Consider the following 22413-nt stretch of genomic DNA (forward strand, 5'->3'; position numbering starts at 1 on the left):
CGGATCACGCACCCGATGCGTCGAGGAGCGTCTATGAACACCGATATCGGCAAACCCGGCGCCCTGTCCCCGGATCACCGATGACCGAGAAAACCCTCACCCTGGGTGACACCACATTGCGGGCAACAGTGACCGGCACCGGGCCGACGGTCCTGCTGCTCCATGCGGGCGGAGAGCACCGTGGCGTCTGGGCCCCGACCGCCACCCGCCTCGCCGAGGCCGGGCTCCGGACCGTGGCCTACGATCTGCGCGGTCACGGCGAGAGCACCGGGCAACCGACAGCTCTTCGCGCGCTCGCCGACGACGTGATCGAGATGGTGCGGCAGGAGCCCGCACCGCTCGTCGTGGTGGGTGCCTCCGCCGGCGGGTACGCCGCCCTCGCCGCGCTGGCGGAACCGACCATCGCTCGCCGTGTTACCGGCCTGATACTGGTGGATGCCGTGCCGAATTCCGAACCGGAACGGGTACGCGCCTGGCTCAGCGAGCGAGGCCTGCTCGACCAGTACGCTGAACTCACCGAGGACATCCTCAGCTCAGGCCCCGAATTACACACGGCCGCAACAGCATCGAACCTGCCCATCCTGCTGGTGCGCGCAGGACGGTCACCGATCGACGGCGCCGATTTCGACCGGTTCCGCGCCGCCAACCGACGCATCACCCTGACCGTACTGCCCGAGGCCGGCCATCTCGTGGCCCAAGAAGCACCCGCCGAACTGGCGCGCATCGTGTCGGCCCACGCCCACTCGGAAACTGGAGCGTGTGGCAGGCCGCCGACACGGGTGTGGACAGCGCCTACGCGTCGTATCCGCCCGAGTTCTACGACAATGAGTTGGCCGCCGCACCCGGCTGGAAAGTCGGCGGCTGGCCTCGCTGGGGAGCCACCGACCCCACCCCGCGGAGCTGCCCTACCTGCGACAGCGACATGGATGCCCTACTGACCATCGCCACGTTCGAGGCCTGCGGCGACAGCAGCTGGCGCCCGCACGAGGAACCGGTGCAGGAACCACTCATCGGCTTCAACCACACCGCGGTCCAGATAGGCAGCGGCTACGACCAGCAGCTCTACGTCTGCCCGAGAGCACCGGAGCACGCTCACGCCGAGCTGATGCAATAGCCGGCCACACAACCGGGTATGTCGCTTCCGCTGCCCGGCACGTATTCGGCGCTCAGGAGGTGGGGGAGCGGGGGAGCAGGCCGAGGGTCAGGTGTCCGACCAGGTCGTCGAGCAGGTCCTCGGAGTCGTAGTCGGCGGTGTAGCCCGAACCGACGAAGGTGGCCAGGCCTTGCAGGGCCGCCAGTGCGGTGACGCCGAGACGTTTCGGGTCGCCGGGCACGATTTCCCCGGCGGCCTGACCTTCGGCGATCAAGGCGATCGGGACGGCGAACGCCCGCTCGGCGGCCACCTGGATCTCGGCGGCGGTCGAACTGTGCCTGCGCGCGAACATCAGCGGGAGCAGCTCGGGATTGTCGACCGCGAAACGCAGGTAGGCGCGGGCGAAGGTCTGCAGGCGGGTGGTGATCGGCCCGTCGGTGACGGCCTGCTCGAAACAGTCACCGAGCCGCTCCAGCCCGGTGATCGCCAGCGCGTCCAGCAGAGCTTGCTTGTCCCGGAAATGCCGGCTCGGGGCAGCGTGGCTGACTCCGGTGTCGCGGGCGAGCTGACGCAGTGACAGACCGTCCACACCGACCTTGCGGAGTGCGGTCTCGGCGTGGCGCAGCAGCGCGGCCCGGAGATCGCCGTGGTGATAGCGCGAGTGCAGGGACATGGTACGAGCAGGATATCCGACACCCCCACCCAATGTTTGCATTGACTACTTTGTAGTCGCTGACTACATTGACCGATGCCATGACAGACAACACCGCGCCGACGCGCCCACCGCGCGCCATGCCCCTCCGCGAATGGCTGGCCCCGATCACGCTGGTCACCGTGCTGGCCGCACTCCTGGGAACCATGTACCTCGGCTACACCGCCGACCCCGAGAAGCACCTGCACGACTTCCCGATCGCCCTGGTCAACCAAGACGTCGGCGACACCGTCGCCGGACAACCCACCAACCTCGGCGACCAGATCACCACCGCTCTCGGCACCGAAATCCCCGCCGACAAAATCGACCTGCGCACCGTCGGCCTCAACGAAGCCCAGCGCCAACTCCAGAACGGCGAGGTCTACGGCGCCATCGTCATCCCCGGCGACTTCACCAAACGCGTCACCATCCTCGGCACCGCCTCGATCGTCCCCGGCGACATCGAACGCCCGATCATCTCCGTGCTCACCAACCCCCGCGCAGGCACCCTCGCCGCCCAGATCATGCAAACCGTCGCCGACCAGGCCATGACCCAGGTCAACACCACCGTCGGCACCCGACTCGCCGCCCAGGTACATACCGCGATCGGCGACACCCCACTCAGCGGCGCGGCACAACTGCAACTCACCGAACCCATCGACGTCGTCGTCACCGCCTACCACCCGCTACCCGACGGCACCGGCCAAGGCCTCGCCGCGTTCTTCTACACCCTGGTCCTGCTCATCGTCGGCTTCAGCGGCGCGATGATGATCAACTCCCTCGTCGACGCCTCCCTCGGCTTCGTCCCCGCCGAATACGGCCCCTGGCACAAGACCACCGCCACCGCCCCGATCAGCCGTCGGCGCACCCTGCTCATCAAATGGGGGATCGCCGCGATCAGCGCACCCCTGGCCTCCGCGGTCTTCCTCGGCATCGCCGCCCTGCTCGACATGTCCCTCGGACGACCACTCCTGCTGTTCCTCTACGGCACCCTCGCCATCACCGCCATCGCGATCACCTGCCTGTCGGTCATGGCCGCCTTCGGCACCGCGGGCCTGATGATCAACCTCATCGTCTTCGTCGTCCTCGGCATCCCGTCCTCCTCGGGCACCATCCCCCTCGAAGCCACCCCCCGCTGGATCGCCGACATGGCCGGCTTCGAACCCATGCACCAGATCTACCTCGCCGTGCGCGCCATCGTGTTCTTCGACGGCCACCTCGAAGCCGGTCTCGCCCAAGGCCTCTGGATGACCCTCGCCGGCCTGGCCATCGGGCTGATCCTCGGCGCCACCGCCACCCACACCTACGACCTGCGCGGGCTGTATCGCCTCGGCCGCGCACCAGCACCCGCCGGAGGACACTGATGCGAGAATTCGAAACCCCCGCTTCCTACACCGTCCCCGAACACGCCAACAACTCCGACAGCGTGTTCCGCCACGCCGAGCAAACACCCGACACCGTCCTGTTCCACGCCACCACCGACAACGGCGACCACACCGACATCACCGCCGCCCAATTCGCGGCCACCGTCACCGCCGTCGCCAAAGGCCTCATCGCCACCGGCATCCAGCTCGGCGACCGCGTCGCCATCATGGCCCCCACCCGCTACGAATGGGTCGTCCTCGACCACGCCATCTGGGCCGCCGGTGGCTGCACCGTCGCCATTTACGACAGCTCCGCCGCCGCGCAGGCCACCTGGATCCTGCAGGACTCCGGCACCGCACTCCTGATCGTCGACAGCGACAAACACCGCCGCGTCATCGACGACATCGACCCCGCCGACCTGCCCGCACTCCGCGAAACCCTCCAGATCGACCAGGGCGCCCTCACCACACTCACCACCCGCGGCACCCACCTCGACGACCACATCGTGCACACCCGCCGCGCCCAGGTCGGCGCCACCACACCCGCCACACTCATCTACACCTCCGGCACCACCGGCCGTCCCAAAGGCGTCCTGCTCACCCACGCGAACCTCTACGCCCAGTCGAAATCCGACCGGATCGCCCTCGCGGAATTCGTCACCGAGGGCAACAAGACCCTCATGTTCCTGCCGCTGGCCCACGTCTTCGCCCGCGCGGTCACCCTGGCCGCCCTCGACGCCAAGGTCGTCGTCGCGTTCAGCGCCGACTGGTCCACCCTCGTCGACCAATTCGGCGCCTTCCGCCCGAACTTCATCCTCGCCGTGCCGCGCGTGTTCGAGAAAGTCTTCAACAGCGCGAAAAACAACGCCCACGCCGACGGCAAGGGCCGGATCTTCGACCGCGCCACCGAAACCGCCATCGCCTGGAGCGAATCACTCGACACCGGCGGACCCGGCATTCTCCGCAAGCTCGAGCACGCCCTGTTCGACAAGCTCGTCTACCGCCGGCTCCGCATGGCCCTCGGCGGACAGTGCGCAGCCGCGGTATCCGGTGGCGGACCACTCGGCGCACGCCTCGGCCACTTCTTCCGCGGCGCGGGCGTTCCCGTCTACGAAGGCTACGGGCTCACCGAAACCACCGCCGCGATCACCGTGAACACCCCGCGCAATACCCGAGTCGGCACCGTCGGCCGTCCCACCGATGGCCACGGCATCACAATCGCCGACGACGGCGAACTCCTGCTCCGCGGCCCCGTAGTTTTCGGCGAATACTGGGGCAACCCCGAAGCGGCCGCCGACGCCCGCACCGACGGCTGGTTCCACACCGGCGACCTCGGCGCCATCGACGGCGACGGCTACCTCACCATCACCGGCCGCAAGAAGGAAATCCTCGTCACCGCAGGCGGCAAGAACGTCGCACCCGGCCCCCTCGAAGACACCCTGCGCGCCCACCCCCTCATCGGCCAGGCCATGGTCGTCGGCGACGGCCGCCCCTTCATCGGCGCCCTGATCACCCTCGACCCCGATGCCCTGCCCACCTGGAAACAACGCCACAACCTCCCCGTCGACACCCCGGCCGAACACCTCATCACGCACCCCGACCTCATCGCCGAGATCGACGCCGCGGTCGCCGACACCAACACCCTCGTCTCCCACGCCGAAGCGATCAAGAAGATCCGCATCCTGGCCACCGACTGGACCGAGGCCACCGGCGAGCTGACCCCGAAGATGTCACTCAAACGGGCAGCGGTCATGACGAAATACGCGACCGAGGTCGACAGCATCTACCTCTGACGACAGGGACTCGGTTACAGATAAAACGTCACAGTGACAAAATGACGGGGTGTGGGGAAGTGGAGGGGGAGTGGCAACACTGAACCCCGGATCCACCACCAACCCGGTTTGCCCAGCTATCGCACCGCACGGGCCAGCCGGCGAGCAATTCATCCCAATGAGTCATCATTGGCTCCGAGCCCGAGAATCGCTCGAATTCGACTCGCCGGGTCTGGCGTCCAAGGATCCTGGGTGATCCACTGAAGAAGCATGGTTGCACACGCGGCGACAGCGCTGGTCCAGGGGCGGCAATCCGGCCGATTGGCACGCGATGCACTGCGGCACACACCGCAAAATTCGCAAAACCGCCCCCGGACCAGCGCCGTTCCAGCGCCGATAATGCACATTATGTCAAGTAAGCGGTTGGTGAGCGCTCGGGTTCAATGCCGAGGCGTCAGCGTGATGGAACCGATCACCACCCCACCCAGATACGCCGGGCCCGTGTACCCGCCATGTCCGTCGCTGATCAGTACGACTCGATGGCCGGGAAACAGGTCCACGTAACCACCGTCGGGCGTCGAATGAATGGGGTAACGCCCTATCAAGACCAGGTCCCCGCCCTCGACTCGCGCGTCGCGTTGCAGGAGCACGATGCCCGACGACCACGTCGTGGACGTGTAGTCGCCGGGTTCGACGTCGGCGAATGCTTGACCGGCCGCGCCGAAGAGCATCGCCGCGCCCACGGCCACAGCGATCCCAGCAGTCCGGATTACCGCTGGTCTGGCGCGTAGGGACATCGTCAACTCCTGCCGCCTCGGGGTATCAACTCTACGCCTGCGGATCCGCGAGTAGTTCCCAGCAGCCTGACAGCAACAGTGCAGGGCCCTCACCGGATCGACACGGAGTATCGGAAGCAACGAACCCACCGAGTGTCACCGAAGGAGCAATCAGCGATGACCCGCATACCCGAACCCACCAACACTCCCGCGGGACCGGCCTATGAAGGACGCCTGCTCGATCGCCCCGCCGAGGATGTCGTCGATCAGGGTGCCGGCTTCGATATCGCCACCCTCGTCACCCGCCGCCGGGTGCTCAGTGTTGTCGGTGCGGGCGCAGGCGCGATCGCGCTCGCTGCCTGCTCGAACTCCCCCGGCGCCGCCGATTCGACCACAACGGCGGCCGCCGCGAGCGAGATCCCCGAGGAGACCAACGGCCCCTACCCCGCCGACGGCACGAACGGCGTCAACATTCTCGAGGAATCCGGAATCGTCCGCCGCGACATCACCTCGAGCCTGGACGGCGGGACCACGGTCGCCGGTGTCCCGCTCTCGCTCACCTTCACCGTGACCGACATGGCGAACGGCAACAGCCCGTTCGAAGGCGCCGCCGTGTACGCCTGGCAATGCGACGCGGACGGCCAGTACTCGATGTATTCCGAGGGCGCCGAAGACGAAACGTATCTGCGCGGGATCCAGGTCCTCGACGCCGACGGCACCGCGACCTTCGACACGATCGTCCCCGGCTGCTACCCCGGCCGCTGGACCCACATCCACTTCGAGGTCTATCCCGATGCCGACTCCGCGACCGACGTCGCGAACGCCATCGCCACCTCGCAGGTCGCCTTCCCTCAGGACATGCTCGATGAGATCTATCAGCTCGACACCTATCCGGAGTCGGCGCAGAACCTGGCCCAGCTCGGCAGCATCGAGAGCGACAGCATCTTCGGTGACGGCTACGACCTGCAGATGCCGATCTACTCCGGCGACGCTACCGCCGGCTATGCCGGCTCGCTGGCCGTCGCGGTCGACACCACCACCGAGCCCGCGGTCAGCTCACCCGGCGGCGGGCCGGGTGGCGGGCAGCCCCCGATGGGCAACGGCACTCCCCCGGCCAACTGACCACCTTTCCATCCCCACGACTCGAAGGAAACATCATGTTGCACAACCTGACCGGCTGGCACGCCCTCATCGTCCTCGCGATCCTGCTGCTCGTTTTCGGGTCGACCAAGCTCCCGTCGCTCGCCAAGGGCGTCGGCCAGTCCCTGCGCATCCTCAAGGACGAGGTGCGTGAGGAGACACCGTCCTCGCCGCGCGACACCACAGTTCCGTATCGACACGCGTCATGACCGCGACCACCGTCGCGCGCGGCACGATGCCGCTCGCCGGGCATCTTCGTGAGGCGCGACGCCGCGGGCTGCGCGCTGCGGTGTCACTGCTCGTTGGCGCGGTGATCGGTTTCGTTCTCGCCGACCAGATCCTCGACGTGCTGCGAGCGCCGGTCGAAGAGCTCGCGCTTTCACGTCAGGCCAGTCTGAACTACGACACGGTGACCGGTGCGTTCGATCTCGAACTGAAGATCGCGCTGTTCACCGGTGTGGTCGTGTCGAGTCCGGTCTGGCTGCGTGAGCTTTTCGCCTACGTCACCCCCGGCTTGACCCGGCGTGAGAGGCGATACGTCCTCGGGTTCTCCGCCGCGGCGGCCCCGCTCTTCGCGGCCGGGTGCGCGTTCGGACTGCTGGTCTTCCCGCGCATGGTCAGTGTGCTGGCAGGTTTCTCCGATGACCAGGACAGCACGATTCTCAACGCCTCGTACTACGTGGATTTCGTGATGAAGATCGTGCTGGCGACCGGGATCGCATTCGTACTGCCGGCGTTGCTGGTGATACTGAACTGCCTCGGTATCGTCTCGGCGCGCAGGCTGCGCGGCAGCTGGCGGGTCATCGTGGTCGTCATCGTGCTGTTCAGTGCCCTGGTGACCCCGGCCGCTGACGTGCTGTCCATGTTCCTGGTCGCGTTGCCGATGTCGGCGCTGTTCGGTGCTGCCCTCGCGATCACCGCCTTGCACGATCGGCGGGCCGCTCGACGCGTGCCGGCCGCCGACTGAAAACGTGGAGCCACACCATGTTCGGTTTGACCTTCGAGAAGTTGTTCCTGGTCGCTGTCATCGCGGGGTTCGTCCTCGGTCCGCAGCGGCTGCCCGGATACGCCCACCAGCTCGCCCGGTCCGCGCGGACGTTGCGCCGGTTCGTCGAATCGACGCGTAGCGCGGCGGAACGGGAGATGGGGGTGCCGCTGGATCGCACCGAATGGCAGTCGTTGAATTTGCGGCAGTACGATCCGCGCCGCATCGTCAGCGATGCGCTCCACGACACCACGGGCTCCTCCCCCGCGGCGGTGGACGACGAGGTGATCGAGGAGGCCAGGAGGGTGCGCCCGGGTCAGAAGTACCTGGTGAGTGGGCCGTCGTCGCATCCTCGCCGGATCCGTATCGACTCGTTGGCCGAGGATGATCCCCGGCGTCTCGCTGCCCGAGCTCCGGTGGTGTCGCCGCCTGGCTGACCGCGGTTCCGGTCGACCACCCCGCCACGAATTCTAGAACACGTTATAGTTTTCGAAGCGGGCAACGGAGCCCCTGCTCGGAAGGTGGTACAAGTGCGGACCTGGGACGATGAAGCCGATGTCGTGGTGGTCGGCTACGGCGGTGCGGGAGTCTCCGCGGCGCTCGCGGCTCGCGAAACCGGCGCCGACGTCCTCGCGCTGGACCGGTACATGGGTGGCGGCGCGACAGCATTGTCCGGCGGCATCGTGTACGCGGGCGCCGGCACCTGGGTGCAGCGTGCGGCCGGGATCGACGACGATGCCGAGAACATGTTCGCCTATCTGGAGGCCGAGGTCGGTGACGCGGTGAGCGCGGCGACACTGCGCAGATTCTGCGAACAGTCCCCCGCACTGATCGACTGGCTGACCGAGCACGGTGTGCCGTTCCAGGCCTCGGTGTGCCCGTACAAGACCTCCTACCCCACCGACGACTACTACCTGTACTACTCCGGCAGCGAGAACGCCGGCGGCTTCCGCGATCTGGCGGCACCGCGACAGCGTGGCCATCGCGCCCATGGTCGCGGCGTGTCGGGTAAAGCGCTGTTCGGGCCGCTGGCGGCGTCGGCGGACGCGCACGGGGTGCGGGTACGCACCGGTGTCCGAGCGACCCGGCTGGTCCTGGAAGACGGCCGGGTGACCGGCATCGAGGCGATCACGATCGACCGCGCGCCCGCCTCGGTGCGGCGGCGTTTCGCCGCGCTCGCGCGGATCTCGGCGAAACCCGGTGTGTACCACCAGGGTCTGCGCCGCGCGATGCAGGTCCTGCTCGACCGGATCGAACGCGATCACGGTGTGCCGGTGCGGATCCGGGCGCGGTCCGGTGTCGTGCTGACCACCGGCGGGTTCATCGCCAACGGGGAGATGGTCGCCCGGCATTCCCCGGCGTATCCGTGGTCGCAGGGTCTGCCGTTGGGTACCGCCGGTGACGACGGCAGCGGCATCACCATGGCCCTGGACGCGGGCGCGGTGAGCGGCAAGATGGATGCGATGTCGACGTGGCGGTTCATCGCCCCGCCGAGCGCCTTCTACGGTGGGCTCGCGGTCGACTCGACGGGTAGTCGCATGATCGACGAGTCCCGCTACGGTGCGGCGCTGGGCGCGAAGATCGCCGCGGCACCGGGTCATCGGGCCTGGCTGCTCGTGGACGCGGAACTGGCCGCCGAGGCACGCAAGCAGATCGGGAAGCAGTCGGTGTGGTTCCAGCGGATGCAGACCGAACGGCTGTTGCGGATCGGGAGCTGCTCGGGCCGTACGGTCGAGGAGGTCGCTGCCCGCGCCGGTGTCGATGCCGCCGGGCTGCGTGCGAGTGTCGATGCCCACAATCGGGCCATCGAGGACGGTGTCGCTGATCCGCTGGGCAAGCCCGCCGACATCCGCCGCCCGATCCGCACCGGGCCATTCACCCTGCTCGACATCTCGTTCACCGCACGGCTCACTTATCCGATGCCGATGCTGACCCTGGGTGGTTTGCTCGTCGACGAGGACACCGGTGCGGTGCGTGCCGCGGCGGGTGGGGTCATTCCCGGGTTGTATGCGGCGGGGCGTGCGGCGGTCGGGATCTGTGCGAACGGGTATGTCAGTGGACTGTCGCTGGCGGACTGTGTGTTCTCCGGGCGGCGGGCCGGCACGCACAGCGTCGAGCGGGTGCGGCCGCGTTAGACGGTGCGGGCGGTGCGACCGGGTGGGCCGCCCAGCCGGTCCACCGCCGTGGCGAGTTCGCCGGCGGGCAGGGTTTCGCCGTCGAAGGTCGAGACGAGGATTTCGCTGTCGGCCTGTTCCCAGGTGCCTGCGATGCGGGCGCCGGCCAGGACCAGTGGCGAGATCCAGCCGGCGGCCCGGCTGACCGCCAGGCGAGGATCTGATCCCATCCGACGCTGAGCACGCCCATTTCTTCAGTTCTCCTCGCTGCGCCGGGTCCGCACGGCGGCCCGGAGTCCTTCGAACTCGTCGTCGCTGATGCGGTCGACGAAGTATCGCAGCACGAGGTCGCCGCGGCCACCGGTGGTGAGTGCTTCGTGCATGCGGCGGGCGCTGTATTCCTCGCGGGTCATCGTGGGCCAGTAGCGGTAGGCGCGGCCGTCGCGTCGGCGGGCCAGCCAGCCTTTGCGGTGCAGGTTGTCCATGGTGGACATGACGGTGGTGTAGGCGATGTCGCGTTCGGTGGTGAGGTCGTCGTGGAGTTCGCGCACGGTGGTGGTGTCGACGTCACGGTTCCAGAGGCGGTCCATGAGCACCGCTTCGAGATCGCCGAAACCTCGCACCGCCATTGTGCTCCTCCGATGCCGTCGCCCTCGACAGACCGGTTGTCACAGTACCGGCTGCGGGGGTGTGTTCACATCGAGTAGAGGCTGTGTTTGCGCGGGTTGAATTCCTGGGTCAGGGGGTGCTTGTCGCGTAGTAGCCGCAGGGCGTGGCGGATTTCGAGGCGGGTGCGTGCGGGTTCGATGACGGCGTCGATGTAGCCGCGTTCGGCCGCGACCCAGGGGGTGGCGACGGTTTCGTTGTACTGGTTGATCATGAAGTCGCGGGCAGCGGCACGGTGTTCTTCGGGTACGGCCATGAGCTGGCGTTTGCCGATGAGGTCGACCGCGCTTTCGGCGCCGATGACGGCGATACGGGCGGTGGGCCAGGCGAAGCTGATGTCGGCGCCGAGTTGTTTGCAGGCCATCATGCCGTAGGCGCCGCCGTAGGATTTGCGGACGACGAGGTTGATGATCGGGACGGTGGCTTCGATGATGGCGCGGGGTACGCGGCCGCCGCGGATGATGACGCCGTTGTTCTCCTCCTCGACGCCGGGCAGCACGCCGGGGGTGTCGGCGACGAAGACGAGCGGGATGCCGAACGCGTCGCAGAGGCGGATGAAGTAGGTGGATTTGTCGGAGCAGGCGGCGTCGATGGATCCGCCGAGGACCAGTGGCTGGTTGGCGATGACGCCGACGGTGCGGCCGTCGACGCGGGCGAATCCGGTGATCAGGTTGGGGGCGAATTCGCTGCGGATCTCGTGGAATTCGCCGTCGTCGAAGATGCGCAGCAGGATGTCGTGCATGTCGTAGCCTGCGCGGTCGGAGTCGGGGATGATCGTGTCGAGTTCGCGGTCACTGGCGGTGATGTCGGGTTCGAGTCCGGGGTTGACGATCGGTGGGTGTTCCAGGCAGCTCGAGGGCAGGTAGCCGAGGTAGGTGCGGGCCCAGTCGAAGGCTTGTTGTTCGGTGTCGGTGACGTGGTGGATGACGCCGCGGCGGGCTTGGACGTCGGCGCCGCCGAGGTCTTCGGCGCTGACGTCTGCGCCGGTGACCGCTTTGATCACGTCGGGTCCGGTGACGAACATGTAGGCGTTGCGGGTGCCGACGAGGACGTCGGTGTTGATCGGCCCGTAGACCGCGCCCGCGGCGCATTTGCCGAGCATGATCGAGACCTGGGGGACGTAGCCGGACAGTTTGGCTTGGACTCGGCTCATGTGCCCGAACCAGGCGATGGAGGCCACCGCGTCCTGGATGCGGGCGCCGCCGGAGTCGTTGATGGTGACCACCGGGCAGGCTTTCTCGAACGCGAATTGGAGTGCTTTGGTGAGTTTGCGTCCGAACATCTCCCCGACCGAGCCGCCGTAGACGGTCTGGTCGTGGGCGATGACGACGACGGGTCTGCCTTGGATGAGTCCGTGGCCGGTGACCACGCCGTCGCCGTACATGGCGTCGGCGGTGCCGGGTTGGCGGGCGAGGGCACCGATTTCGAAGAAGCTGCCGGGGTCGAGCAGGGCGGTGACGCGGGAGCGGACGCTGGGGATGTTCTTCTTCGCGCGTTTGGCGACAGCGGATTCACCGGCGGGTTCCGCGGCGATCTCCAGGATCTTGGTGAGTTCTTCGAGCTTCTCCTGGGTACTACTGACCACGCCGCCAACCTTTCGAACCGTGCTGTGTGCGGTGGTGACGTTAGGACCTGGCGCGGGTCGGTGGGGTGTGGTGGCTGAGATCCGGGACAGGTCACAGTCGCCGGCCGGGTCGTGCCGGGTTTACGACATGGGGGGTCGAGCCGGGCGCGGCGTTCACGGTCGCCGCCATCGATGCGAACATATGTTCGTGTCCGATTCCGTCGCCGCTGGTCGTCCCCGTATCCGCTCCCGTGCGGAGGCGTCGATTCTGCATGCCGATCTGGACTCCTTCTACGCCTCGGTCGAGCAGCGTGATCACCGGTGGTTGCGTGGCAAACCGGTGATCGTGGGTGGCGGGGTCGTGCTGGCGGCCAGCTACGAGGCCAAGGCGTTCGGGATCCGGACGCCGATGAACGCCGCTCAGGCGCTGCGGTTGTGCCCGCACGCGGTGGTGATGCCGCCGCGGATGTCGGCCTATGCCGAGGCGAGCAAAGCGGTGTTCGCGGTGTTCGGCGATACGACTCCGGTCGTGGAGGGCATCTCGATCGATGAGGCGTTCCTGGATGTGGGTGGGTTGCGGCGCATCAGCGGGGAACCGGTCGCGATCGCGCACCGATTACGGGCCGAGGTGCGTGATCGGGTGGGGTTGCCGATCTCGGTGGGGATCGCGCGCACCAAGTTCCTGGCGAAGGTGGCGTCGGCGGTCGCCAAACCTGACGGGTTGCGCCTGGTCGAGCCGCAGCGCGAGCTCGAGTTCCTGCATCCGCTGCCGGTGGAGCGATTATGGGGGGTCGGGACCGTCACCGCGGCCACGCTGCGCGCGCACGGCATCACCCGGGTCGGTCAGCTGGCCGAGACCGGTGAGGCGCATCTGCGGGTGATCCTGGGTCCGGCGGCGGCGCGGCATCTGTTCGCGCTGTCGTGGGCGCGTGATCCGCGCCGGGTGGAGACCGGGAAACGGCGCCGTTCGATCGGCGCCCAGCGTGCGCTCGGACGACGTCGTCGGGAACCGGCCGAGATCGCCGCGTACCTCGACGGGTTGACCGACCGGCTCGGCCGCCGCCTGCGCGCCGCGGATCGGGTGTGCCGGACGGTGGTGCTGCGGCTGCGATTCGACGATTTCTCCCGCGCCACCCGCTCGCACACCCTGCTCGAAGCCACCGACTCCTCCGCCGGCATCCGCCAGGCCGCGCGGCTGCTGCTCGAGGCGGCGCAGCCGTTGATCGCCGAACGTGGCATCACTCTGATCGGGTTGTCGCTGACCAATCTCGACGACGCCGACACCATGCAGCTCACGCTCCCGCTGGAACCGCGCGCCGGCAACACCCTCGACGCCACCCTCGATGATCTGCGCCGCCGGTTCGGTTCGGGCGCGGTGACGCGCGCGGCGCTGCTGAAGTCCGGGGAGGGTCTGTCGGTGCCGTTGCTGCCCGACTAGTGCAGCCGTTGGGGACGTTTGTCCATCAGGCGCAGGATCAGCGGGGTGAAGATGAGTTGCATGGCCAGTTCCATCTTGCCGCCGGGCACCACGATGCAGTTGGTGCGGGACATGAACGAATCGTGCAGCATCGACAGCAGATACGGGAAGTCGATGACTTTCGGGTCGGCGAAGCGGATGACCACGAAGCTCTCGTCGGCGGTGGGGATGGAGCGCGCGATGAACGGGTTGGAGGTGTCCACGGTCGGTACCCGCTGGAAGTTGACGTAGGTGCGGGAGAACTGCGGGCAGATGTATTTCACGTAGTCGGGCATGCGCCGCAGAATGGTGTCGATGACCGCTTCGCTCGAGTATCCGCGATGGGTCTTGTCGCGGTACACCTTCTGGATCCATTCGAGGTTGATGATCGGCACGACACCGACGAGCAGGTCGGTGTAGCGGGCGACATCGACGCTGTCGGTGACCGCGGCGCCGTGCAGGCCTTCGTAGAACAGCAGGTCGCTGCCGGGGGTGAGGTCCTGCCATGGGGTGAAGGTGCCGGCGGGCTGGCCGAACGGTTTGGCTTCCTCGTCGTCGTGCAGGTATCGGCGGACCTGGCCGACCCCGGTTTCGCCGTAGTCGCGGAACAGGGTCTCCAGTTCGGGCAGCAGGTTGGCGTCCTCGCCGAAGTGGGAGAAGGTGGTGTCGCGTTGCTGTTCGGCTTCGGCCATGGCGAGTTTCATCGCCGTGCGGTCGTAGCGGTGGAACGAGTCGCCTTCCACGATCGCGGCGCTGATCCCTTCGCGCCGGAAGATCTCCTCGAAGGTGCGGGTGACACTCGAGGTGCCCGCTCCGGAGGATCCGGTGATCGCGACGACGGGATGTTTGATCGACACGGTGCCTCCTAGGTGCGCTGGTCGTGGCGGGCGGGCCGGAACAGTGAGCGGTTGCCGAACAGGGAACTGTCGAAGCTGGGTCCTGCGTCGGGTTCGCGGTGGTAGCGCTCGATGCGCAGCACTTCGGTGCGGGAGCCGAAGATGAACGGCACCCGCTGATGCACCTCGACCGGCGCGACGGCCATCACCCGGTCGTGTCCGGTGGTGGCCGCGCCGCCTGCCTGTTCGACGATGAACGCGATCGGGTTGGCCCCGTACAGCAGCGAGACCCGGCCGGGGCGGGCGGGGTTGCGGGTGTCGCGCGGGTAGAGGTATATCCCGCCGCGGGTCAGGATGTGGAAGGTGTCGGCGACCAGTGAGGCCACCCAGCGCATGTTGAAATCGCGTCCGCGCGGACCGTCGAGACCTTCGAGGCATTCCTGGACGTAGCGGCGGACCGGGCGTTCCCAGAAGCGTTCGTTGGCGGCGTTGATGGCGAAGCCGGAGGTGTCTTCGGGGATGCGCATGCGTGGATGGGTGAGTACGAACGCGCCGATCTCGCGGTCGAGGGTGAACCCGTCGACGCCGCTGCCGGTGGTGATCACCAGCATGGTCGCCGGTCCGTAGAGGGTGAACCCGGCGCACACCTGCTGCACGCCGGGTTGCAGGAAGTCCGCGTCGCTCGCGCCGTCGGGGGTGTCGCGGGGTGTGCGCAGGATGCTGAAGATCGAGCCGACGGGCAGGTTGACGTCGATATTGCTCGACCCGTCCAGTGCGTCGTAGGCGAGCAGGTATTTGCCGCGTCGCTGGGTCGCCGGCAGCGGTAGGGCTCCGGCGCGCTGTTCGGACAGCAGCCCTGACAGATGCCCGGTCCACTGGGTCTGCCCGACCATGATCTCGTCGGTCAGCACGTCGAGGCGGCGGCTGACCGAGACCGGTTCCTCGCCACCGGATCCCACGATCGCGCCGCGGGTCACCTGGTTGGCGATGATTTTCGTCGCCGTCGCCACCACGTTGACCAGGGCGGAGAACTCGCCGGAGGAACCGGGATGGCGGTGTTCTTCCTCGATCGTGTAGCGGGTGAGGGTTTTCAATCGGTCCGGCATGGTGTCGCGAATACCTCCGGATCGGTGTCGGTGAACAGGCTGCTGCCGTAGACGTCGCGGTCGCACAGCGTGATCAGGTCGGTTTTCGACAGTGGCCGTGCCGCTTCGACGAGCCGTTTGGCCTGGCGCAGCCGGCAACGGTCGATCGCGTTGCGCACACTGCGCGCGTTGGAGAATCGTGGCCGTGTCATCCGCACCGACAGATACTCGGCGAACGCGACCTGCGCGTCGGCGTCGAACCGGAAGTTCTCCCCCGCCACCATGAGTTCGGCGATGCCGAGCAATTCCTCGTGGGTGTAGTCGCTGAATTCCAGGTGGTGGGCCACCCGGGAGGACAGGCCGGGATTGGCGGAGAAGAACCGGTCCATCCGGTCGGGGTAGCCGGCGAAGATGACGACGAGGTTCGCGCGTTCGTTCTCCATCTCCTGGAGCAGGATCTCGATGACCTCCTGCCCGTAGTCGCGTTCGTTCTCGGGCCGGAACAGGAAGTAGGCCTCGTCGATGAACAGCACCCCGCCCGCGGCCTTGGCGATGGCTTCCTTGGTTTTGGGTGCGGTGTGACCGATGAACTGGCCGACCAGGTCGTCGCGGGTGACGGTGTGCACCTTGGGTTTACGGATGTAGCCCAGGGCGTGCAGCATGTGCGCCATCCGCAACGCCACAGTGGTCTTGCCGGTGCCGGGTCCGCCGGTGAAACTCATGTGCATGGTGGGCCGTGAGGAGCCGAGCCCGAATCGGCGCCTGGCCCGGTCGATCAGCAGCAGTGCGGCGATCTCGCGTACGCGTTCCTTCACCTTGGCCAGCCCGATCAGTTCGGCGTCGAGCGCGGCCAGTGTTTCGGCGACATCGTGGCCGGCCAGGTCGAGGGACAGATCCAACAGCGCGTCCTCGCTCAGCAGTTCCTCGGTCGCGGCCGCCTCCGCTGCCGGTGGGCGCGACGGCCGGGCATCGGTGACGCCCGGCCGTGGCAACCGGAATCCGGCGGCGGATCCCTCAGCCGCCATAGCGGTGCCCCTGCGGGCGGCCGGTGGCGTAGGACCGCACACTGTAGCTCTGGCGGCGGTCGGCGCCTTCGGAACGGACCAGTTCGAAGCCGGGTTCCTCGGCCGGGCGCTGCACCAGGAAACTCAGTGCCGTGGTCTGTTTGGTGTAGCTCGCGTCGTAGGCGGTGACGCGCACATAGTGGCGGGGGAAGGTGGCGCGGCAGGCGTTGATCTCGGCCATCACCCCGTCGGGTTCGTCGAGGTCGAACAGCGGCAACCCCCACATCTCCCAGTAGGTGTTACGTGGGTGCGGGTCGTCGGTGTATTCGATCGACACCGGCCAGTTGTTGAGCAGCGCGTAGCGGACCTGGGCGGCGATGTCGGCGTCGCTGAGTTCAGGCAGATACGAGAACGTCCCGTGGCGCAGATACATGATGCTCCCTACAGGCTCGGGGTCGGCACCGCGTCGGGTGCGTCGGTGGAGGTGTAATCGAAGGTGACATCGCCCCAGGTGGCCAGCGCGACCTCGAGCGGACGGCAGCTCGCCGCCGCGGTGCGTAGCACATCGGGGCCCTCTTTGAGCAGGTCGCGGCCTTCGTTGCGGGCCTGCACGACGGCTTCGAGCGCGACCCGGTTGGCTTCGGCGCCCGCGGCGATGCCGAGCGGATGCCCGATGGTGCCGCCGCCGAACTGCAGGATCACGTCGTCGCCGAACAGGTCGAGCAGCTGATGCATCTGGCCGGCGTGGATACCGCCGGAGGCCACCGGCATGACCCCGGGCAGGCTCGCCCATTCCTGGTCGAAGAAGATGCCGTTGCCCAGGTCGGTGGGTACCGAGTTCTCACGCAGGGTGTCGTAGAAGCCGCGGGTGGTCGCCGGATCGCCTTCCAGTTTGCCGACCACGGTGCCGGCGTGCAGATGGTCGACGCCGATCAGCCTGCACCATTTGGCCAGGACCCGGAAGCTGACACCGTGGGTTTTCTGCCGGGTGAAGGTGGAGTGCCCGGCGCGGTGCAGGTGCAGCAGTACCCCGTTGCGGCGCGCCCACTTCGACATCGACTGCATCGCGGTGTAGCCGACGGTCAGATCCATCATGATCACCACGCTGCCGATGTCCTTGGCGAACTCGGCCCGCTCGTACATGTCTTCCATGGTGGCGGCGGTGACATTGAGGTAATGGCCTTTGATCTCGCCGGTTTCGGCCATTGCCCGGTTCACCCCCTCCATGGCGAACAGGTAGCGGTCGCGCCAGCGCATGAACGGCTGGGAGTTGATGTTCTCGTCGTCCTTGGTGAAATCCAGGCCGCCCTTGCAGGCTTCGTAGATCACCCGGCCGTAATTGCGGGCCGACAAACCGAGTTTCGGTTTCACCGTCGCACCCAGCAGTGGCCTGCCGTATTTGTTGAGATATTCGCGTTCCATCACGGTGCCGTGCGGTGGACCCTGGAAGGTCTTGACATAGGCGACCGGAATGCGCATGTCTTCCAGGCGCAGCGCCAGCAGCGGTTTGAATCCGAAGACATTGCCGATGACCGACGAGGTGAGGTTGGTGATCGATCCTTCTTCGAAAAGGTCCAGATCGTAGGCGATATAGGCGAAGTACTCGCCCGGCCTGCCCGGCACCTCCACCACCCGGTAACACTTCGCCTGATATTTGGTGTGCGCGGTGAGCCGGTCGGTCCACACGACTGTCCAAGTGGCAGTGGAGGATTCGCCCGCGACGGCGGCGGCGGCCTCGATCGGGTCGACACCCGGCTGCGGGGTCACCCGGAACACCGCGAGCACGTCGGTGTCGGCGGGGATATAGTCGGGTGCGTAATAGCCCATCGAGGCGTAGGACTGTACACCCGGATCCCAACGATCCCGTTCGGTTTCTTCCGCCATGGTTCCTCCTGTGGAATCCGATGTGACCGTTGCGAATTCCAGGATGAAGGGTGAACCGGCGGCAAACAATCTGAATGTTTCCGCGCACACTCAACCGAAACGTTGAGTTTGCTACCGTCGGGTATGGGTAGGGTCAGTGCGGGGCGGATGGAAACCTTTCTGGCCGTGGCCCGGTCGGGATCGATCCGGCGCGCGGCCGCCCAGTTGCATGTCACCGAGGCGGCGGTCTCGGCCGCGGTCGCCCATGTCGAGAAGCAGCTCGGCGCCAAACTCGTCGCCCGGGCCGGGCGCGGGATCACCCTCACCGAAGCCGGACGGGTCTATGCCGAATACTGTCGCGGCATCCTGGGCTTGATGAAGGAGGCGCACGCCGCGGTCCGTCAAGCCGATGTGGGCCGGCTGCGTATCGGGGTCGTCGCGACCGCCGGTGAATCGGTGGTGCTGCGCCCGCTGGCCTCGTTTCGCCGCCGCTACCCCGAGGTGGAGCTGAGCCTGTCCATTCAGCCGCGTGACGTGCTGTTTCTCGAACTGCAGCACCACGAAACCGATCTCGTCATCGCCGGGCGCCCACCGCACGCGGCGAATCTGGTCATCCAGGCCCGCCGCCCCAGCACCCTCGTCGTCGTCGGCACCGACGACCCCGACCCGCGCACGAGCACCTGGCTGCTGCGCGGTACCGGCTCGGGCACCCGCGAAGCCACCCTCGCCCTGCTCGACCGCCTCCGAATCGACCCACCCACCCTGACACTGGGCTCCCACGGCGCCGTCATCGCCGCCGCCCGCGAAGGCCTGGGCCTCACCCTCATCCACTCCGACGCCGTCGGTGAACACCTGCGTTCCGGCGCCCTGCACACCATCGACGTCGCAGGCACCCCCCTCGACCGCGCCTGGCACGCGGTCACCACCCCCACCCCCACCCCGACCACCCGCCTGTTCCTCGCCCACCTCATCGACCCCACCGAAACCGGCCCCGACGCCTTCCACCCCGCCATCGGCCCCTGAACCCACCAGATATCGTGACCGTCGTGACGACTCCCCTGTGGGCGCGCATCCCCGCCGAGGTCCGCGCACACATCGACGAACTCCTCGCCCAACATCGGAAACTGCAGGCGATCGCGGTGATCCGCGACCACGTCGACAACCCACGCCCCGGCCTGCTCGAATGCCAGGCCCTGCTCGCGAAACGATGCGCCGAACTCGGCTATTCGCTGGTCCGGCTCAGCCCACCGCTCGACCTCGACACCTTGACCGATGCCGTCGCTGCGCTGCCGATGCCACCGGACGCCATCGAGGCGCTGTGGGATGGCGACAGCGACGGCTGGTTCGTCTGCCTGGTCGCGGTGACCGCACAGCCCAGAGCCGAGCACCACTTGGCCGTGGTCCGGCACGGCACCGATATCAGGCTGTTCGACGGCGAGGTCCCGCCGTGGCCGGAAGCGCGGGAAGCCGCCGATGTCGGCAGCGCGCTGGCCGATCGTCGGGGTGTGCCGTTCCATTTCGTGAGCCCCGAGGCACCCCACCAGGATCCGCCGCGCTGGTGGAACAGCGTGGCGTAGTTCACGAAGAGTCCGGTTTTTGTCATGAACACAACAACTCGGGCGACATTGTCGGTGGGTTCTGTCAGGATCACGTGGACGACCGACCCGCAGCGCGGTGGACGCCCATCCGGGCGTTGAGTACGGTCGGTGACGGGGCTTGTTCGGACGGAGGGGTGGGATATGACAACACAGGTGACTTTGTCGGGGGACGCGCTGGAATTGCCCGGCGGTGTTCAGGTGACGTTCGTGCGCACGCTGCGACTGCCGGAGACGGGCACGTATCCGCTACCACCGGGGATCGGGGCGTTTCCGTTGCGCCGGGTCGCGGACTATCCCGATACCGTGCCCGAGCAGTGGCGGGCGCGTGGGGGTGTGATGCTGCCGGTGTATCAGCGGGAAGCGATGTGGTTGCAGTTCAGTGCGACCACGCCGGCCGCCCTGCAGGTCGGCGTTGGCAAGGTGTGCGCGGTCTCCGGGAAACCGTGGAGTGACGCGCTCACCCAGGAGCCGCAGAACTATGTCCCGCTGCCGCGCCAGCCCTGGCTGGACGGGATCAACTCCGGTGACGGCACCGTGCGCCAGTTCGTCGCGGTACCGCTCGGACTCGGCGCGACGGTCGAAGGTCAGCTCACCGGCACCGAACAGTGGGGTGGCGTGCAACTGGCCGTGCACGGCCTGACCGACGAGGCGCTCGCGGCCTGGCAGCGTGCGCAATCGGCCCGGCGCGACCGTGCGGCGGACTACGGCGGCTTCGCCCCGGTGGCGTGCGCCGCGCCTGCCGCACCGCCGGGCGCGATGACCATGGGCCTGGGTGGCGCCCCGGCCGGATCGCCACCGGCGCCCCGCGCGATGGGATTGGGTGCGGGCGGCACGATGCGCCAGGAGATCTACACCGATACCCGCCCGGTCGAGGACTACCGGCCGACCGCCGACGGCCGCGTCTTCGTGCACCTGGCCTCGGCCGCGCAATGGCAGCAGATCACCGGCGAGCCCGCACCGTCCACACCGGTCACCGCACAGTCCTATGCCGAGTACGGTCTGCCCTGGTTCGAGTACTACGCCGCCGACGCCACCGACCTGCCCGCCGCGCCCGAGCTCGCCGAGGTGAAACCCACCGGCGACTGGCTCGCCGACGAACAGCCGAATCCCGCTGTCCAACAACCACTTCCGGTGATCCCGCTGGGCGACAAGGCAGTCGGGGACGGAGACTGGTAACGGCGTTGCGGCGCAGGCCGACCGGCTGATCCAGCGAACCTGCCACGGGCCGGGCCCGCGCGGACGTACGATCCGAACGTGGCCGAATCGACTGGTTCCACCCCGCTGCGTGTGCTGGTCTACAGCAACGATGCCGATACCCGTCAACAGGTGATCCTCGCGCTGGGCCGCAGGCCGCGCGCCGATCTGCCGGAACTCGATTTCTTCGAGGTCGCCACCGCACCGGTGGTCATCGAGCAGATGGATGCCGGCGGGATCGATCTGGCCATCCTCGACGGGGAATCCGCACCCGCGGGCGGCCTCGGCATCGCCAAGCAGCTCAAGGACGAGATCGACGACTGCCCGCCGGTGGTCGTGCTCACCGGCAGGCCCGACGACGCCTGGCTGGCCAACTGGTCGCGCGCCGAGGCCGCCGTCTCGCATCCGATCGACCCGATGCAGCTGACCGACGCGGTCGCCGGAGTGCTGCTCGCTCGCTGATCGGCATCGTCCCGATCCGTCGGATAGTCCGAATCGCACCTTTCCAGCTATCACCACTGGTAACACCCGTGGTTTCCGCGCGCCCACGTACCGGCGATTACCACCGGATCGCTCATGAATCGCGGTACCGAAATCGATCAAAAGGCGCCCCGGAAACGTGCGGCAGACCCCCGAAACGGCGGTAGTCTGTGCTCTAGCTCACACGAGCGCGGGCTCTTGTATAACGCTCCGCCATCGCTGCACAGCCTTGCGCGAGCCCCGGTTCGGCGGACAACGTTGTCGGCCGCGTCTCGCCGAAGCTGCCGTCCGCGGCCGGGCCACCCAGCCCGGCCTGCTCCAGCGAGGAGGGGAAGTGCAGTCGTGAACATCGAGGTGCCCGCACTCGTACTCGGCGCCATCGCCGCGGCGTTCGCGGTGTTCTCCGTCATCATGGCGGCGCTGGTCGGCCCGAAGCGGTACAACAGGGCCAAGCTCGAACCCTACGAATGCGGCATCGAGCCGACACCGCACGCCATCGCCGGCGGCCCGGGAAACGCGACAGGACAGCGCTTTCCGGTCAAGTACTACCTGACGGCGATGCTGTTCATCATCTTCGACATCGAGATCGTGTTCCTCTACCCCTGGGCCGTCCACTTCGACGCGCTCGGGCTCTTCGGTCTCGCCGCGATGGCGCTGTTCATCGTCAATGTCTCCGTCGCCTACGCCTACGAGTGGCGTCGCGGCGGCCTCAGCTGGGAATGAGTGGGAAAT

25 protein-coding genes are annotated in these 22413 nt (G+C 67.5%); 15 read left to right on the forward strand and 10 right to left on the reverse strand.

Going from position 1 to position 22413, the window contains the following annotated elements; all coding sequences use genetic code 11:
• Nucleotides 1-80 precede the first annotated feature (80 nt).
• Together ACFXK0_RS06990 and ACFXK0_RS06995 are read left to right on the forward strand one after the other, a co-directional pair.
• Nucleotides 81-938 (forward strand): alpha/beta fold hydrolase, encoded by an 858-nt coding sequence (locus ACFXK0_RS06990; RefSeq protein ID WP_379408922.1) that lies wholly within the window; start codon nt 81-83, stop codon nt 936-938.
• Nucleotides 923-1114 (forward strand): hypothetical protein, encoded by a 192-nt coding sequence (locus ACFXK0_RS06995; RefSeq protein WP_379408924.1) that lies wholly within the window; start codon nt 923-925, stop codon nt 1112-1114. The genes ACFXK0_RS06990 and ACFXK0_RS06995 overlap by 16 nt, the downstream gene beginning before the upstream one ends.
• 52 nt (nt 1115-1166) lie before the next feature.
• On the opposite strand, the gene ACFXK0_RS07000 is transcribed toward ACFXK0_RS06995, so the two are convergent.
• Nucleotides 1167-1766, reverse strand: coding sequence for a TetR/AcrR family transcriptional regulator (locus ACFXK0_RS07000; RefSeq protein ID WP_379408925.1), 600 nt, complete (start codon nt 1764-1766; stop codon nt 1167-1169).
• A gap of 80 nt (nt 1767-1846) precedes the next feature.
• Here ACFXK0_RS07000 and ACFXK0_RS07005 point away from each other — a divergent pair, with 80 nt between their 5' ends.
• On the forward strand, nt 1847-3148 hold the full coding sequence (locus tag ACFXK0_RS07005) for a DUF3533 domain-containing protein (RefSeq protein ID WP_379408927.1): 1302 nt from the start codon (nt 1847-1849) through the stop codon (nt 3146-3148).
• Nucleotides 3148-4941, forward strand: coding sequence for an AMP-dependent synthetase/ligase (locus ACFXK0_RS07010; protein ID WP_379408928.1), 1794 nt, complete (start codon nt 3148-3150; stop codon nt 4939-4941). The genes ACFXK0_RS07005 and ACFXK0_RS07010 overlap by 1 nt, the downstream gene beginning before the upstream one ends.
• Before the next feature lie 419 nt (nt 4942-5360).
• Here the strand turns inward: ACFXK0_RS07010 and ACFXK0_RS07015 are convergent, their stop codons facing one another.
• The gene (locus ACFXK0_RS07015) at nt 5361-5669 is read right to left on the reverse strand and encodes a hypothetical protein (protein WP_379408930.1); all 309 of its coding nucleotides are present in this window, start codon (nt 5667-5669) and stop codon (nt 5361-5363) included.
• Nucleotides 5670-5873: 204 nt separating this feature from the next.
• Between ACFXK0_RS07015 and ACFXK0_RS07020 the strand changes: the two genes are divergently transcribed.
• The 5 genes from ACFXK0_RS07020 to ACFXK0_RS07040 all read left to right on the forward strand — a co-directional run bounded on the left by ACFXK0_RS07020 (nt 5874) and on the right by ACFXK0_RS07040 (nt 9956).
• On the forward strand, nt 5874-6818 hold the full coding sequence (locus tag ACFXK0_RS07020; protein ID WP_379408931.1) for an intradiol ring-cleavage dioxygenase: 945 nt from the start codon (nt 5874-5876) through the stop codon (nt 6816-6818).
• A 35-nt stretch (nt 6819-6853) separates the two neighbouring features.
• Entirely contained in the window at nt 6854-7045 is a 192-nt protein-coding gene (locus ACFXK0_RS07025; RefSeq protein ID WP_379408932.1) for a twin-arginine translocase TatA/TatE family subunit, read from the forward strand.
• On the forward strand, nt 7042-7803 hold the full coding sequence (gene tatC / locus ACFXK0_RS07030) for a twin-arginine translocase subunit TatC (RefSeq protein ID WP_379408934.1): 762 nt from the start codon (nt 7042-7044) through the stop codon (nt 7801-7803). Before ACFXK0_RS07025 ends, tatC begins: the two co-directional genes overlap by 4 nt.
• Before the next feature lie 17 nt (nt 7804-7820).
• Entirely contained in the window at nt 7821-8258 is a 438-nt protein-coding gene (locus ACFXK0_RS07035) for a preprotein translocase (RefSeq protein ID WP_379408935.1), read from the forward strand.
• A 93-nt stretch (nt 8259-8351) separates the two neighbouring features.
• Nucleotides 8352-9956: an FAD-binding protein gene (locus ACFXK0_RS07040; protein ID WP_379408937.1), complete on the forward strand. Its 1605-nt coding sequence runs from the start codon at nt 8352-8354 to the stop codon at nt 9954-9956.
• On the opposite strand, the gene ACFXK0_RS07045 is transcribed toward ACFXK0_RS07040, so the two are convergent.
• From ACFXK0_RS07045 to ACFXK0_RS07055, 3 genes are all read right to left on the reverse strand, one after another.
• On the reverse strand, nt 9953-10165 hold the full coding sequence (locus ACFXK0_RS07045; RefSeq protein ID WP_379408938.1) for a hypothetical protein: 213 nt from the start codon (nt 10163-10165) through the stop codon (nt 9953-9955). The two genes, ACFXK0_RS07040 and ACFXK0_RS07045, sit on opposite strands and share 4 nt — an antisense overlap.
• Before the next feature lie 24 nt (nt 10166-10189).
• Nucleotides 10190-10564 carry a BlaI/MecI/CopY family transcriptional regulator gene (locus ACFXK0_RS07050; protein ID WP_379408939.1) on the reverse strand — a complete coding sequence of 125 codons (375 nt, stop codon included), beginning with the start codon at nt 10562-10564 and terminating at the stop codon, nt 10190-10192.
• A 65-nt stretch (nt 10565-10629) separates the two neighbouring features.
• Entirely contained in the window at nt 10630-12186 is a 1557-nt protein-coding gene (locus tag ACFXK0_RS07055) for an acyl-CoA carboxylase subunit beta (RefSeq protein WP_379408940.1), read from the reverse strand.
• Between the two features lie 181 nt (nt 12187-12367).
• Here ACFXK0_RS07055 and dinB point away from each other — a divergent pair, with 181 nt between their 5' ends.
• Nucleotides 12368-13603 carry a DNA polymerase IV gene (dinB, locus tag ACFXK0_RS07060; protein WP_379408942.1) on the forward strand — a complete coding sequence of 412 codons (1236 nt, stop codon included), beginning with the start codon at nt 12368-12370 and terminating at the stop codon, nt 13601-13603.
• On the opposite strand, the gene ACFXK0_RS07065 is transcribed toward dinB, so the two are convergent.
• From ACFXK0_RS07065 to ACFXK0_RS07085, 5 genes are read right to left on the reverse strand one after another with little or no spacing between them, the layout of a single operon-like run.
• On the reverse strand, nt 13600-14478 hold the full coding sequence (locus tag ACFXK0_RS07065; RefSeq protein WP_379408943.1) for a phosphoribulokinase: 879 nt from the start codon (nt 14476-14478) through the stop codon (nt 13600-13602). The genes dinB and ACFXK0_RS07065 overlap by 4 nt on opposite strands.
• Before the next feature lie 8 nt (nt 14479-14486).
• On the reverse strand, nt 14487-15563 hold the full coding sequence (locus ACFXK0_RS07070) for a class 1 fructose-bisphosphatase (protein WP_379408945.1): 1077 nt from the start codon (nt 15561-15563) through the stop codon (nt 14487-14489).
• Nucleotides 15548-16567, reverse strand: a complete 1020-nt coding sequence (locus tag ACFXK0_RS07075; RefSeq protein WP_379408946.1) for an AAA family ATPase — start codon at nt 16565-16567, stop codon at nt 15548-15550. Before ACFXK0_RS07075 ends, ACFXK0_RS07070 begins: the two co-directional genes overlap by 16 nt.
• Nucleotides 16557-16979 carry a ribulose bisphosphate carboxylase small subunit gene (locus tag ACFXK0_RS07080; RefSeq protein WP_379408947.1) on the reverse strand — a complete coding sequence of 141 codons (423 nt, stop codon included), beginning with the start codon at nt 16977-16979 and terminating at the stop codon, nt 16557-16559. The genes ACFXK0_RS07075 and ACFXK0_RS07080 overlap by 11 nt, the downstream gene beginning before the upstream one ends.
• Nucleotides 16980-16987: 8 nt before the next feature.
• Nucleotides 16988-18430: a form I ribulose bisphosphate carboxylase large subunit gene (locus ACFXK0_RS07085; RefSeq protein ID WP_379408949.1), complete on the reverse strand. Its 1443-nt coding sequence runs from the start codon at nt 18428-18430 to the stop codon at nt 16988-16990.
• A gap of 123 nt (nt 18431-18553) precedes the next feature.
• Between ACFXK0_RS07085 and ACFXK0_RS07090 the strand changes: the two genes are divergently transcribed.
• The 5 genes from ACFXK0_RS07090 (at nt 18554) to ACFXK0_RS07110 (ending at nt 22404) form a co-directional block, all read left to right on the forward strand.
• Nucleotides 18554-19432: a LysR family transcriptional regulator gene (locus ACFXK0_RS07090; protein WP_379408950.1), complete on the forward strand. Its 879-nt coding sequence runs from the start codon at nt 18554-18556 to the stop codon at nt 19430-19432.
• A gap of 23 nt (nt 19433-19455) precedes the next feature.
• Nucleotides 19456-19986 carry a hypothetical protein gene (locus ACFXK0_RS07095; protein WP_379408952.1) on the forward strand — a complete coding sequence of 177 codons (531 nt, stop codon included), beginning with the start codon at nt 19456-19458 and terminating at the stop codon, nt 19984-19986.
• Between the two features lie 162 nt (nt 19987-20148).
• Nucleotides 20149-21183 (forward strand): hypothetical protein, encoded by a 1035-nt coding sequence (locus ACFXK0_RS07100; protein ID WP_379408953.1) that lies wholly within the window; start codon nt 20149-20151, stop codon nt 21181-21183.
• Between the two features lie 78 nt (nt 21184-21261).
• On the forward strand, nt 21262-21663 hold the full coding sequence (locus ACFXK0_RS07105; RefSeq protein WP_379408954.1) for a hypothetical protein: 402 nt from the start codon (nt 21262-21264) through the stop codon (nt 21661-21663).
• 360 nt (nt 21664-22023) lie between these two features.
• On the forward strand, nt 22024-22404 hold the full coding sequence (locus ACFXK0_RS07110) for an NADH-quinone oxidoreductase subunit A (protein WP_379408956.1): 381 nt from the start codon (nt 22024-22026) through the stop codon (nt 22402-22404).
• Nucleotides 22405-22413 lie beyond the last annotated feature (9 nt).

Origin of the sequence: Nocardia sp. NPDC059177 (genome assembly GCF_042755165.1) — a bacterium.
Taxonomy (GTDB): domain Bacteria; phylum Actinomycetota; class Actinomycetes; order Mycobacteriales; family Mycobacteriaceae; genus Nocardia.